The 13,053-nt window shown below is 51.5% G+C and carries 9 protein-coding genes and 7 tRNA genes; 3 read left to right on the top strand and 13 right to left on the bottom strand.

Annotated features, from left to right (window positions below):
- Positions 1-112: 112 nt before the first annotated feature.
- A complete protein-coding gene (gene miaB / locus C0K55_RS09695; RefSeq protein ID WP_001515972.1) occupies positions 113-1,537 on the bottom strand; it encodes a tRNA (N6-isopentenyl adenosine(37)-C2)-methylthiotransferase MiaB in 1,425 nt (474 codons plus the stop codon).
- A gap of 145 nt (positions 1,538-1,682) precedes the next feature.
- On the opposite strand from miaB, the gene ubiF reads away from it, so the two are divergent.
- Positions 1,683-2,858: a 3-demethoxyubiquinol 3-hydroxylase gene (gene ubiF / locus C0K55_RS09690; protein ID WP_000184597.1), complete on the top strand. Its 1,176-nt coding sequence runs from the start codon at positions 1,683-1,685 to the stop codon at positions 2,856-2,858.
- Positions 2,859-3,011: 153 nt separating this feature from the next.
- Here ubiF and C0K55_RS09685 read toward each other — a convergent pair.
- From C0K55_RS09685 to C0K55_RS09655, 7 genes are all read right to left on the bottom strand, one after another.
- A tRNA-Gln gene (locus tag C0K55_RS09685) sits at positions 3,012-3,086 on the bottom strand.
- A 37-nt stretch (positions 3,087-3,123) separates the two neighbouring features.
- Positions 3,124-3,198: transfer RNA gene (locus C0K55_RS09680), tRNA-Gln, on the bottom strand.
- A gap of 46 nt (positions 3,199-3,244) precedes the next feature.
- Positions 3,245-3,321, bottom strand: a tRNA-Met gene (locus C0K55_RS09675).
- Between the two features lie 15 nt (positions 3,322-3,336).
- Positions 3,337-3,411, bottom strand: a tRNA-Gln gene (locus C0K55_RS09670).
- A gap of 34 nt (positions 3,412-3,445) precedes the next feature.
- Positions 3,446-3,520 (bottom strand) — tRNA-Gln (locus C0K55_RS09665).
- Between the two features lie 23 nt (positions 3,521-3,543).
- Positions 3,544-3,628: transfer RNA gene (locus C0K55_RS09660), tRNA-Leu, on the bottom strand.
- A 10-nt stretch (positions 3,629-3,638) separates the two neighbouring features.
- Positions 3,639-3,715: transfer RNA gene (locus C0K55_RS09655), tRNA-Met, on the bottom strand.
- 332 nt (positions 3,716-4,047) lie between these two features.
- Between C0K55_RS09655 and C0K55_RS09645 the strand changes: the two genes are divergently transcribed.
- The gene (locus C0K55_RS09645; RefSeq protein WP_000943492.1) at positions 4,048-4,485 is read left to right on the top strand and encodes a hypothetical protein; all 438 of its coding nucleotides are present in this window, start codon (positions 4,048-4,050) and stop codon (positions 4,483-4,485) included.
- 41 nt (positions 4,486-4,526) lie between these two features.
- Here C0K55_RS09645 and asnB read toward each other — a convergent pair whose 3' ends face one another.
- The 5 genes from asnB to nagB form a co-directional block, all read right to left on the bottom strand.
- A complete protein-coding gene (gene asnB / locus C0K55_RS09640) occupies positions 4,527-6,191 on the bottom strand; it encodes an asparagine synthase B (protein WP_000337102.1) in 1,665 nt (554 codons plus the stop codon).
- Between the two features lie 405 nt (positions 6,192-6,596).
- Positions 6,597-7,349, bottom strand: a complete 753-nt coding sequence (gene nagD / locus C0K55_RS09630; protein WP_000153129.1) for a ribonucleotide monophosphatase NagD — start codon at positions 7,347-7,349, stop codon at positions 6,597-6,599.
- A gap of 47 nt (positions 7,350-7,396) precedes the next feature.
- Positions 7,397-8,617 (bottom strand): DNA-binding transcriptional regulator NagC, encoded by a 1,221-nt coding sequence (nagC, locus tag C0K55_RS09625; RefSeq protein ID WP_000187581.1) that lies wholly within the window; start codon positions 8,615-8,617, stop codon positions 7,397-7,399.
- Positions 8,618-8,625: 8 nt separating this feature from the next.
- Positions 8,626-9,774: an N-acetylglucosamine-6-phosphate deacetylase gene (gene nagA / locus C0K55_RS09620; protein WP_001515973.1), complete on the bottom strand. Its 1,149-nt coding sequence runs from the start codon at positions 9,772-9,774 to the stop codon at positions 8,626-8,628.
- Between the two features lie 61 nt (positions 9,775-9,835).
- Positions 9,836-10,636: a glucosamine-6-phosphate deaminase gene (nagB, locus tag C0K55_RS09615; protein ID WP_001237072.1), complete on the bottom strand. Its 801-nt coding sequence runs from the start codon at positions 10,634-10,636 to the stop codon at positions 9,836-9,838.
- A 331-nt stretch (positions 10,637-10,967) separates the two neighbouring features.
- Between nagB and nagE the strand changes: the two genes are divergently transcribed.
- Positions 10,968-12,914: a PTS N-acetyl glucosamine transporter subunit IIABC gene (gene nagE / locus C0K55_RS09610; RefSeq protein ID WP_001023084.1), complete on the top strand. Its 1,947-nt coding sequence runs from the start codon at positions 10,968-10,970 to the stop codon at positions 12,912-12,914.
- Positions 12,915-13,053: the final 139 nt, after the last annotated feature.

Here is a 13,053-nt window from a genome sequence, read left to right as displayed (position 1 = left end):
CACCGGCCTATAAGGAAATTATTCACGCCACAGGAAAAAGGCGCAAGCATTGCGATAAAAATGGGGATAAAGAGAGAAAAAACAAGGCCCACCGGAACGGCGGGCCTGAGAATTACGGCTGATAATAACCCACGCCAAGGTCGTTTTCTTTGCGGGTACGGGCAATCACTGATTCCGGAGCCTCTGCCACGCGCAGACCCATTTCCTCTTCGGTACGTACCACTTTACCGCGCAGGGAGTTCGGGTAAACGTCGGTAATTTCCACATCGACGAATTTACCGATCATATCCGGCGTGCCTTCGAAATTGACCACGCGGTTATTTTCGGTACGCCCGGAAAGTTCCATGATGTTCTTACGCGAAGTACCTTCCACCAGAATACGCTGGGTGGTGCCGAGCATCCGGCGGCTCCATGCCATCGCTTGCTGATTGATACGTTCTTGCAGAATATACAGACGCTGCTTCTTCTCTTCTTCCGGAACATCATCAACCATATCGGCGGCTGGCGTACCCGGACGTGCGGAGAAGATGAAGCTATAGCTCATGTCGAAATTGACGTCGGCAATCAGCTTCATGGTTTTCTCAAAGTCTTCGGTGGTTTCGCCAGGGAAGCCAACGATGAAGTCAGAACTGATCTGAATATCCGGACGCGCCGCACGCAATTTACGGATGATCGCCTTGTATTCCAGCGCCGTGTGGGTACGGCCCATCAGGTTGAGGATGCGATCGGAACCGCTCTGTACCGGCAGGTGCAGGAAACTCACCAGTTCTGGCGTATCGCGATAAACCTCGATGATATCGTCGGTAAATTCGATCGGATGGCTGGTGGTAAAGCGAATACGATCGATCCCGTCGATAGCGGCAACCAGACGCAGCAGATCGGCAAACGAGCCGGTGGTGCCGTCGTAGTTCTCACCGCGCCAGGCGTTCACGTTCTGACCGAGCAGATTGACTTCACGCACGCCCTGAGCGGCAAGCTGGGCAATCTCAAACAGAATATCGTCGGATGGACGGCTTACCTCTTCACCACGGGTGTAAGGCACCACGCAGTAGGTGCAATATTTATTGCAACCTTCCATGATGGAGACAAACGCGGTTGGTCCTTCGGCGCGCGGTTCTGGCAGACGGTCAAACTTCTCGATTTCCGGGAAGCTGATATCTACGACCGGGCTGCGGTTTCCGCGCACGGAGTTGATCATCTCCGGCAGACGGTGCAGCGTTTGCGGCCCAAAAATAATATCGACGTAGTGGGCGCGTTGACGAATGTGGTCGCCTTCCTGCGAAGCCACGCAGCCGCCAACACCGATAATCAGGTCCGGATTCTTCTCTTTTAACAGTTTCCAGCGACCCAACTGATGGAAGACTTTTTCCTGAGCCTTCTCGCGGATTGAGCAGGTGTTCAGCAGCAGCACATCCGCTTCTTCCGCCACGTCGGTCAGTTGATAGCCGTGGGTGGCATCCAGCAGATCGGCCATCTTCGATGAATCGTACTCGTTCATCTGACAGCCCCAGGTTTTAATATGGAGTTTTTTGGTCATCGACTTGCTCTTGCGAAATAGTAGCCAGGAATGCAGGGCGCATAGTGTAATGCTTTGCTGCCGTTGTGACCAGTATGAGCGTTATCAGCCCTTGGGGGTAAAAATCCTGTAAACTTAAAGCATATTGCTAACAGGATGATTGACCATGACAAATCAACCAACGGAAATTGCCATTGTCGGCGGAGGAATGGTCGGCGGCGCACTGGCGCTGGGACTGGCGCAGCACGGATTTTCGGTAACGGTTATTGAACACGCTGAACCTGCGCCGTTTGTAGAGGACAGCCAGCCTGACGTGCGTATTTCAGCGATTAGCGCTGCGTCGGTATCATTGCTTAAAGGTTCAGGTGTCTGGGATGCGGTACAGGCTATGCGTTGCCATCCTTATCGCAGACTGGAAACGTGGGAGTGGGAAACGGCGCATGTGGTGTTTGACGCCGCTGAACTTAAGCTACCGTTGCTTGGCTATATGGTGGAAAACACCGTTCTGCAACAGGCGTTGTGGCAGGCACTGGAGACGCATCCGAACGTGACGCTACGTGTACCGGCCTCGCTGATTGCGTTGCATCGCGATAATGATCTTCAGGAGCTGGAGCTGAAGGGCGGAGAAGTGATCCGCGCGAAGCTGGTGATTGGTGCCGATGGGGCAAATTCACAGGTGCGGCAGATGGCGGGAATTGGCGTTCATGCCTGGCAGTATGCGCAGTCGTGTATGTTGATTAGCGTGCGGTGCGAGAATGATCCTGGCGACAGCACCTGGCAGCAGTTTACACCTGACGGGCCGCGTGCTTTCCTGCCGTTGTTTGATCACTGGGCGTCGCTGGTGTGGTATGACTCTCCGGCGCGCATTCGCCAGTTACAGAATATGAATATGGCGCAGTTACAGGCGGAAATCGCGAAACATTTCCCGTCGCGTCTCGGTTATGTGACGCCGCTTGCTGCGGGGGCGTTTCCACTGACGCGTCGTCATGCATTGCAATATGTTCAGCCAGGTCTGGCACTGGTGGGCGATGCGGCGCACACCATTCATCCGCTGGCGGGGCAGGGCGTGAATCTTGGTTATCGCGATGTTGATGCTCTGATTGACGTTCTGGTGAGCGCGCGCAGTCATGGCGAAGCGTGGGCCAGTTATCCAATCCTCAAGCGTTACCAGATGCGTCGCATGGCGGATAACTTCATTATGCAAAGCGGTATGGATCTGTTTTATGCCGGATTCAGCAATAATCTGCCGCCACTGCGTTTTGTACGTAATCTTGGTTTGATGGCGGCGGAACGTGCTGGCGTCTTGAAACGTCAGGCGCTGAAATATGCGTTAGGGTTGTAGCCTCACAACATTGCCGGATGCATGCTAACCGTAGGTCGGATAAGACGCGGCAGCGTCGCATCCGACTTCGTAGGGTAAGGCGTGCCAACATCGCATTCGATATTGAATAAACGCAGAAAAGCAAAAAGCCCGCCGAAGCGAGCTTTTTTAATGTGGCTGGGGTACGAGGATTCGAACCTCGGAATGCCGGAATCAGAATCCGGTGCCTTACCGCTTGGCGATACCCCAACAGGGTGCACTTACGATGTAAGCGTCTTGAATAAATTGGCTGGGGTACGAGGATTCGAACCTCGGAATGCCGGAATCAGAATCCGGTGCCTTACCGCTTGGCGATACCCCAACAAATTTTTTTGAACTTGCCGAACCTGTTCGACACATTCAGAATTTGGTGGCTACGACGGGATTCGAACCTGTGACCCCATCATTATGAGTGATGTGCTCTAACCAACTGAGCTACGTAGCCAGATTATTTCTTCGATGGCTGGGGTACCTGGATTCGAACCAGGGAATGCCGGTATCAAAAACCGGTGCCTTACCGCTTGGCGATACCCCAATAACCGGGCGGTGAACCGCTTACTCGAAGAAGATGGCTGGGGTACCTGGATTCGAACCAGGGAATGCCGGTATCAAAAACCGGTGCCTTACCGCTTGGCGATACCCCATCCGTACAACGCTTTCTGGTGAATGGTGCGGGAGGCGAGACTTGAACTCGCACACCTTGCGGCGCCAGAACCTAAATCTGGTGCGTCTACCAATTTCGCCACTCCCGCAAAAAAAAGATGGTGGCTACGACGGGATTCGAACCTGTGACCCCATCATTATGAGTGATGTGCTCTAACCAACTGAGCTACGTAGCCATCTTTTTTTTCGCGATACCTTATCGGCGTTGCGGGGCGCATTATGCGTATAGAGCCATGCAGCGTCAACCTCTTTTTCAAGGAAAATTGCTTGAAATTGACTGTTTGGTTAGGTTGCGAACAGCGTGGCGCTATATTCGTCAATTATTGTTTACTTTGTGTTTTTTCTACAGCCTGCAGCCATTCTTTTGTCATACGGGGTGAAACTCAGAATTCAACAATAGCGGCGGGAAATTAATCTATGAAATACTGACTCGTTGCAACAGGACAGAACAGGGATCGCTACGCCTGCATCTCTGCTACCACTTCAGGCGATTTATTGAGGGAATAATATGTTGCGTTTTATGACGGTGCTGGTCAGTGCTTTATTACTTATGCAATCGGCGTTTGCCGATACAGCCCGACCGGAAATTGGTAAGTATGTCTTTGGTTATCGTGGTCAGGAAGGAGCAGTGGTCTGGATGATGCGAATTGGGCCGAAAGCGGAAAATGAAGCCCTTGTTCAGGTATCTCATGTTGATAATGACATCGATGGTCAGATTTTTCGCTGCAAAGTAAAAGCATTACAGGAAGGTGAGAAATCGTATACCGCTGTAATCAAGGGCGAATCTTTTGAGTTATTACGCCTGAAAGAGGGAAATGGAAGCCTGCATATCCCGGATGAATCGGCAGCCTGGTCAGTCGCCTACAGTAATGAGTTATCTGACAGCGATGTAGCAAATCCGGAACATTTCCTCACAGCCTATCAGAATCAACAAGTTCCCCAGTAACTGAAATTGCCCCGGATTTCTCCGGGGCATTATTACACGTCTTATTTATACGCCGACTGGTGAACACCGACTGCACGACCCGATGGATCGTCCATTTTCTTGAACGCTTCATCCCACTCAATCGCTTTGGCAGAAGAACAGGCAACGGACGGCCCCCCTGGTACGCACTCTGCGGCACTTGGGAGCGGGAACAGTTCTTCAAAGATTTCGCGATACAGATACGCTTCTTTTGAGGTCGGCGTATTGTATGGGAAGCGGAAGCGGGCCGTTTCCAACTGTTGATCAGAAACCTGCTGCGCCGCCACTTCTTTCAGAGTGTCGATCCAGCTATAACCGACGCCATCTGAGAACTGCTCTTTCTGCCGCCAGGCCACACTTGCGGGCAGATACGCTTCAAAACATTCACGCAGGATGTGTTTTTCCATCTTGCCGTTGCCGCACATTTTGTCCTGCGGATTAATGCGCATCGCTACATCAAGGAATTTCTTGTCAAGGAACGGCACGCGTGCTTCCACGCCCCAGGCCGACATCGCTTTGTTGGCGCGTGCGCAGTCATACATATGCAGGGCCAGCAGCTTACGCACCGTCTCTTCATGCAACTCTTTGGCGTTCGGCGCTTTGTGGAAATAGAGATAACCGCCAAACACTTCGTCAGAACCTTCACCGGACAGTACCATCTTAATGCCCATCGCCTTGATCTTACGCGACATTAAATACATCGGCGTTGAAGCGCGAATCGTGGTCACATCATACGTTTCAATGTGATAAATCACGTCGCGGATGGCATCGAGACCTTCCTGTACGGTGAAGTGAATTTCGTGATGCACAGTGCCCAGATGATTTGCCACTTCCTGGGCCGCTTTCAGATCCGGTGAACCAGGCAGACCCACGGCAAAAGAGTGCAATTGCGGCCACCAGGCTTCTGAACGTTCCTGATCTTCCACGCGGCGGGCGGCGTATTTTTTGGTGATAGCCGAAATAATTGAGGAATCCAGACCACCGGAGAGCAGCACTCCGTAAGGCACGTCAGACATCAGGTGGCTTTTAACGGAATCTTCCAGTGCCTGACGCAGCTCGTTTTTGTCGGTCACGTTATCTTTCACCGCATCGTAGTCGAACCAGTCGCGGTGATAATAAGAACGGATTTCGCCGTCCTGACTCCACAGATAGCTCCCTGCCGGGAACTCTTTAATGGTGCGGCAAACCGGCACCAGGGCTTTCATTTCTGAGGCCACATATAGCTGGCCGTGTTCGTCATAACCCATATACAGAGGGATGATCCCCAGATGGTCGCGACCAATCAGATATGCATCTTTTTCGCTGTCGTACAGGGCAAAGGCAAACATGCCCTGCAAATCGTCGAGAAATTCCGCCCCTTTTTCCTGATACAACGCGAGGATCACTTCGCAGTCAGATCCAGTCTGGAACTGGTAACGATCGCCATACTCAGCACGCAGCGCCTGGTGGTTGTAGATTTCCCCGTTCACTGCCAGTACGTGGGTTTTTGATTGATTGTAGAGAGGCTGCGCACCCGCGTTAACATCAACAATTGACAGACGTTCGTGGGCGAGAATTGCATTATCGCTGGCATAAATACCGGACCAGTCCGGGCCACGATGACGCATCAGGCGTGACAGCTCGAGTGCTTTCTTCCGCAGCTCAACTGCGTCTGTTTTGATATCGAATACGCCAAAAATTGAACACATAACCTTCTCCGTTAACCTGGTGTTTGCTGCTTGTTGTGTTTGCTTGTTTAAAAAAATGCCGCAAAGCAGCAATGTGCGCAAGAGATTTGGCGGTGAAAAAATAAAAAACGTAATGGTGATTGATGAATGGTGAAAAAGAGTGGGGTGTGGTGACCTGTTTATTGATGAATCGATAATTTTTAGCGGGTTTTATTGAATGGATATATTTTGCGGGGGGATCAGAAACCAAATCGCTTACAAAGTGAGATTTGTTCATGCCGGATGTGGCGTAAACGCCTTGTTTGGCCTACAAAATCATGAAAATTCAATATATTGCAGGAGCTGCGTAGGCCTGATAAGCGTAGCGCCTCAGGCAGTTTGGCGTTTGTCATCAAAATCAACCACGTCCTGAGACGTGGTTGATTTTCAGATAACGTCGATTTCAGCGACTGATGGGTAAATCCAGCTAGGGCGGAACGGCATACTGTCGATATCGTCGAGCGACGAAACACCAGAGAGCACCAGAATCGTCTCCAGACCCGCCTGGAAGCCAGCCAGAATGTCGGTACGCAGGTTATCGCCAACAATCACCGTTTCTTCCGAGTGCGCCTGCATTTTGTTTAATGCTGCACGGATGATCCACGGGCTGGGTTTACCAACATAGAACGGCTTACGTCCGGAGATTTTCTCGATCCCCGCGCACAATGCGCCACAGGCCGGATAGAAACCACGTCCGTGAGTATCCGGGTTGGTGGCGATAAAACGTGCGCCGTTGGCGACGAAATACGCCGCTTTATGCATCATGTCCCAGTTGTATGAGCGCGTTTCGCCAACAATCACAAAGTCAGGATTAACATCGGTAATGGTAAAACCGGCTTTGTACAGTTCATGGATCAGCGCGCCTTCGCCCACTACATACGCTTTTTTGCCTTCCTGTCGACGCAGGAAATCGGCAGTTGCCATCGCGGAGGTATAAAACACACTGTCTGGCACATCGACACCCGCAGTGGCAAAGCGGTTTGCCAGGTCTTGCCCGGTCTGCGAAGGATAGTTGGTCAGCAACACCAGCGGCAGGCCTTTATCCATAATCCCGTGCAAAAACTCCGCTGCACCCGGTACGGCGACGTTATCGTGCATCAGCACGCCGTCGATATCGCAAATTACATTTTTAATGGTCATGGACTACCCAGAATATTGACAACAATAAACGCCACTATAAAAGCACATTAATTTTCCAGCAAATGCTGGAGCAAAATACCGTTGAGCATGGCGCGTTTTACCAGTGCAAAAGCACCGATTGCTGAGCGGTGATCCAGTTCGGAACGCACTACCGGCAGATTAGTGCGAAACGCCTTCAACGCCTGGGTATTAATGCAGCTTTCAATGGCGGGCAGCAGCACTTTATCGGCTTCGGTGATCTCACCGGCAATAACAATTTTTTGCGGGTTAAATAAGTTGATGGCAATGGCGATGGTTTTACCCAGATGGCGACCGACATACTCAATCACTTCCGACGCCAGACTGTCGCCTTTGTTTGCGGCTTTACAGATAGTTTTGATGGTGCAGTCATCCAGCGGCACGCGGCTCTGATAGCCCTGCTTTAACAGATTCAACACTCGTTGTTCAATGGCGGCGTTGGCAGCGATAGTTTCCAGACAACCGAAATTTCCGCAGTGGCAGCGTTCACCCAGCGGTTCAACCTGAATATGGCCAATTTCACCAACGTTGCCGTTGCGGCCGATAAAAATGCGCCCGTTAGAGATGATTCCGGCACCCGTTCCGCGGTGCACGCGCACCAGAATGGAGTCTTCGCAATCCTGACTTGCACCGAAGTAGTGCTCTGCCAGCGCCAGACTGCGGATATCGTGACCGACAAAACAGGTCACTTTAAAACGTTCTTCCAGAGCCTCTACCAGCCCCCAGTTTTCCACCTGGATATGCGGCATGTAATGAATTTTGCCGCTGTCCGGGTCGACAAGCCCTGGCAGAATAACCGAAATGGCGATTAACTCTCGCAGTTTGCGCTGGTAGCCATCAATAAACTGGGCGATGGCGTTTAAGAGCGCATGTTCCAGCGTTTGCTGGGTACGCTCTGGCAGCGGGTAATGTTCTTCTGCCAGCACTTTGCTGCTGAGATCAAACAGGGTGATGGTAGCGTCGTGACGACCAAGTCGTACGCCGATAGCCTGGAAATTGCGGGTTTCGGTGACAATAGAGATTGCGCGGCGGCCTCCGGTGGAGGCCTGCTGATCAACTTCTTTGATCAACCCGCGTTCGATAAGCTGACGCGTAATTTTAGTTACGCTGGCGGGGGCAAGCTGGCTTTGTTCGGCAATCTGAATTCGCGAGATTGGCCCATGTTGGTCAATCAGGCGATAAACCGCCGCGCTGTTAAGCTGTTTTACGAGATCAACATTACCTATCTGAGCTTGTCCGCCTGGTGTCATACTTTCTCTTATTGAGTTACGACCTCGTTACCGTTAACGATGGTCCTGGTGATTTTAAAATCAGGTGTGAATGCGGTCAGGTTGGCCACTTTACCTGCGGCGAGAGTGCCGAGACGTTTCTCAACGCCAATTGCACGCGCCGGATAGAGCGACGCCATACGCAGCACTTCATCCAGTGCGATACCACAATGTTCGACCAGATTACGCACGCCTTCAATCATGGTTAAGGATGAACCACTTAACGTACCGTTCTCATCCACACAAAGTCCGTTGCGGTAGTATATTGTTTTACCCGCAAAAATGAACTGTTCAATATTGGCACCTGCTGGCGCAGTCGCATCGGTAACCAGACACAGTTTGTCGCCTTTCAGACGTTTGGCGTTGCGAATGTTAGCGTAATCAACGTGCAGGCCATCGGCAATAATACCGCAATAAATGTCAGCTTCGTCGAGGATCGCGCCCGCCAGACCCGGCTCACGCCCCGTAATATACGGCATCGCATTGTACAGATGGGTGGCAAAGGTAATCCCCGCGCGGAAACCGGCTTTCGCTTCTTTCAATGTGGCGTTGGAGTGACCGGCTGAAACCACAATACCAGCATTTGCCAGTTTACTGATCACTTCCGTTGGCACCATTTCCGGCGCTAGTGTGACTTTGGTAATAACATCGGCATTTTCACAAAGGAAATCGACCAGCGCGGCATCGGGCTTACGCACGAAATTCGGATTATGAGTGCCTTTTTTTACCAGATTCAGCCACGGACCTTCCAGATGCAGACCTAATGCCTGATTCGGATGTTTTGCCAGGTATTCGCGCATTACGCGCACACCCTGTTTCATCAGCTCATCGCTGGTGGTGATAAGCGTCGGCAGGTAGTTAGTACAGCCTGATTTCTCATTGGCTTTCTGCATGATTTCCAGCGTTTCCACGCTGACCGCTTCAGCAGTATCGTTGAACTGTACGCCACCGCAGCCGTTTAACTGCACATCGATAAAACCGGGGGAGAGAATGGCCCCGTTCAGTGAACGTTGTTCAATCTCTGGCGGCAGTTCCGCTACTGGACAGACGCTTTTAATCAGGCCATCAGCGATAACAACCGCATGGTCATCAAGAAATTCGTGGCCGGTAAAGATCCGGCCCTGGGTTAATGCATACATTCCGACCCCCGATATCAAAAATAATACAGCCCTGAACGAAACGTCAGGGCAGGGATAACAATTACAGACCTTTGATGTTTTCTGCTTCTAATTCATTGAAATATCTTAAAGTCTTAACTTTCAGCTCCATGGTCGAAGGTTCATCACACACCATGATCGCTTTCGGATGCAGTTGCAGACAGCTAATAGTCCACATGTGGTTAACGCAACCTTCAACGGCCGCCTGCAGTGCCAGTGCTTTCTGGCTACCCAGCACCAGAATCATCACTTCTTCGGCATCCAGCAGTGTACCCACACCGACGGTCAGCGCATATTTTGGCACCTGATTAACATCATTATCAAAGAAACGAGAGTTTGCGACGCGAGTGTCATGTGTCAGGGTTTTGATACGGGTGCGAGAGGCGAGAGAAGAGGCTGGTTCGTTAAATGCAATATGACCGTCGTTACCTACACCGCCCATAAACAGATGAATTTTACCGTAAGAGCGGATTTTTTCTTCATACTGGCGGCATTCGGCGTCGATATCCGGGGCGTTGCCATTGAGAAGGTTGATATTTTCTGCTGGAATATCAACGTGATCGAAGAAATTACGGTGCATAAAGCTGTAGTAGCTTTCCGGATGCTCTTTCGGCAGACCGACATACTCGTCCATGTTGAAGGTGACAACGTGCTTAAAGCTGACCTGGCCTGCTTTATGCATTTCGACTAACGCTTTATAGGTGGTCATCGGTGTGCCACCGGTCGGCAAGCCAAGCACGAACGGGCGATCGGCAGTCGGTTTGAACGCATTGATGCGATTGACGATATGGCGCGCAGCCCATTTGCCGACCTGTTCAGCAGTAGTCAGGGGGATCAGTCTCATTATTCACCTCGATAAGAAAAATTAAGCCGTTGGCGGATTTGGCATCTTTAAGCGTAACCTGGATTTGCGCAGACAGGCGTCAATCCGACCTGATTTTTTGAATGATAAAATAAGTTTTCTGGTTTAGCCAGTAAAAGGGAGTGATGATAACGATATTTGGTGACAAAACTCACAAAAGACACGCGTTTAATTTGCGGTACGAATTAATTTTTTACACACTCTGTAGCAGATGATCTAACAACCTGATTACAGAACATCGGCAGTACAGTTTGCAGCAAAATAAAAATACGGCTTTAAACAAGCCAAATAGGGTTCTCGTAGGGGGAATAAGATGAATATTTTAGGGTTTTTCCAGCGACTCGGTAGGGCGTTACAGCTCCCTATCGCGGTGCTGCCGGTGGCGGCACTGTTGCTGCGATTCGGCCAGCCAGATTTACTTAACGTTGCGTTTATTGCCCAGGCGGGCGGTGCGATTTTTGACAACCTTGCGCTTATCTTCGCGATCGGTGTGGCATCCAGTTGGTCAAAAGACAGCGCGGGCGCGGCGGCGCTGGCGGGGGCAGTCGGGTATTTTGTACTGACCAAAGCGATGGTAACCATCAACCCGGAAATTAACATGGGTGTTCTGGCGGGTATCATTACCGGTCTGGTCGGTGGTGCAGCCTATAACCGTTGGTCCGCGATTAAACTGCCTGACTTCCTGAGCTTCTTCGGCGGTAAACGCTTTGTGCCGATTGCCACTGGCTTCTTCTGTCTGGTGCTGGCAGCCATTTTTGGTTATGTCTGGCCGCCGGTGCAGCACGCTATTCATGCAGGTGGCGAATGGATCGTTTCTGCAGGCGCGCTGGGTTCCGGTATCTTTGGTTTCATCAACCGTCTGCTGATCCCAACGGGTCTGCATCAGGTGCTGAACACTATCGCCTGGTTCCAGATTGGTGAATTCACCAACGCGGCGGGTGCTGTATTCCACGGCGATATCAACCGCTTCTATGCGGGTGACGGCACGGCGGGGATGTTCATGTCCGGCTTCTTCCCGATCATGATGTTCGGTTTGCCGGGTGCAGCGCTGGCGATGTATTTTGCCGCGCCGAAAGAGCGTCGTCCGATGGTGGGTGGGATGCTGCTTTCCGTGGCTATCACCGCGTTCCTGACCGGTGTGACTGAGCCGCTGGAATTCCTGTTCATGTTCCTCGCTCCGCTGCTGTACCTCCTGCACGCACTGCTGACCGGCATCAGCCTGTTTGTCGCAACGTTGCTGGGTATCCACGCGGGCTTCTCCTTCTCTGCGGGTGCCATCGACTATGCGTTGATGTATAACCTGCCGGCCGCCAGCCAGAACGTCTGGATGCTGTTGGTGATGGGCGTTGTTTTCTTCGCTATCTACTTCGTGGTGTTCAGTGTGGTTATCCGCCTGTTCAACCTGAAAACGCCAGGTCGTGAAGATAAAGAAGACGAAATTGTTACTGAAGAAGCCAACAGCAACACTGAAGAAGGTCTGACTCAACTGGCGACCAACTATATTGCTGCGGTTGGCGGTAGTGACAACCTGAAAGCGATTGACGCCTGTATTACCCGTCTGCGCCTGACGGTGGCTGACTCAGCTCTCGTCAACGATGCGATGTGTAAACGTCTGGGTGCTTCTGGTGTGGTGAAACTGAACAAGCAGACTATTCAGGTGATTGTCGGTGCGAAAGCCGAATCTATCGGTGATGCAATGAAGAAAGTCGTTGCCCGTGGGCCGGTAGCAGCAGCGTCTGCTGAAGCCGCTCCGGCAACCGCTGCTCCGGCAGCAAAACCACAGGCTGTACCAAACGCAGTGTCTATCGTTGAACTGGTATCACCGATTACTGGTGATGTTGTGGCGCTGGATCAGGTGCCAGACGAAGCATTCGCCAGCAAAGCGGTGGGTGACGGTGTGGCGGTGAAACCGACGGATAAAATCGTTGTATCACCAGCCGCAGGGACTATCGTGAAAATCTTCAACACCAACCACGCGTTCTGCCTGGAAACCGAAAAAGGCGCGGAAATCGTAGTCCATATGGGTATCGATACTGTGGCGCTGGAAGGTAAAGGTTTTAAACGTCTGGTGGAAGAGGGCGCGCAGGTAAGCGCAGGGCAACCGATTCTGGAAATGGATCTGGATTACCTGAACGCTAACGCTCGCTCGATGATCAGTCCGGTTGTTTGCAGCAATATCGACGATTTCAGCGGCCTGGTTATTAAAGCCCAGGGGCACGTCGTAGCGGGTCAAACACCGCTGTTTGAAATCAAAAAGTAATCGGCTTTATGCCTGATGCGACGCTTGACGCGTCTTATCAGGCCCGTAGGTTGGATAAGACGCGTCAAGCGTCGCATCCAACAATGACAAGCGGTGGGGATCTTCTCTACCGCTTTTTTTTTCATCAATCATCCCCATA

This window comes from Escherichia sp. MOD1-EC6098, from assembly GCF_002965865.1.
GTDB lineage: Bacteria > Pseudomonadota > Gammaproteobacteria > Enterobacterales > Enterobacteriaceae > Escherichia > Escherichia marmotae.
Note: the sequence above shows the minus strand (reverse complement) of the source record. Positions and strands in the feature narration are given on the sequence as shown.

What these genes read in the sequence shown, in the direction of transcription:
- nagC (WP_000187581.1), bottom strand. Translation starts at nt 8,617, where the DNA reads ATGACACCAGGCGGACAAGCTCAGATAGGTAATGTTGATCTCGTAAAA.
- miaB (WP_001515972.1), bottom strand. Translation starts at nt 1,537, where the DNA reads ATGACCAAAAAACTCCATATTAAAACCTGGGGCTGTCAGATGAACGAG.
- asnB (WP_000337102.1), bottom strand. Translation starts at nt 6,191, where the DNA reads ATGTGTTCAATTTTTGGCGTATTCGATATCAAAACAGACGCAGTTGAG.
- nagE (WP_001023084.1), top strand. Translation starts at nt 10,968, where the DNA reads ATGAATATTTTAGGGTTTTTCCAGCGACTCGGTAGGGCGTTACAGCTC.
- nagB (WP_001237072.1), bottom strand. Translation starts at nt 10,636, where the DNA reads ATGAGACTGATCCCCCTGACTACTGCTGAACAGGTCGGCAAATGGGCT.
- nagA (WP_001515973.1), bottom strand. Translation starts at nt 9,774, where the DNA reads ATGTATGCATTAACCCAGGGCCGGATCTTTACCGGCCACGAATTTCTT.
- C0K55_RS09645 (WP_000943492.1), top strand. Translation starts at nt 4,048, where the DNA reads ATGTTGCGTTTTATGACGGTGCTGGTCAGTGCTTTATTACTTATGCAA.
- nagD (WP_000153129.1), bottom strand. Translation starts at nt 7,349, where the DNA reads ATGACCATTAAAAATGTAATTTGCGATATCGACGGCGTGCTGATGCAC.
- ubiF (WP_000184597.1), top strand. Translation starts at nt 1,683, where the DNA reads ATGACAAATCAACCAACGGAAATTGCCATTGTCGGCGGAGGAATGGTC.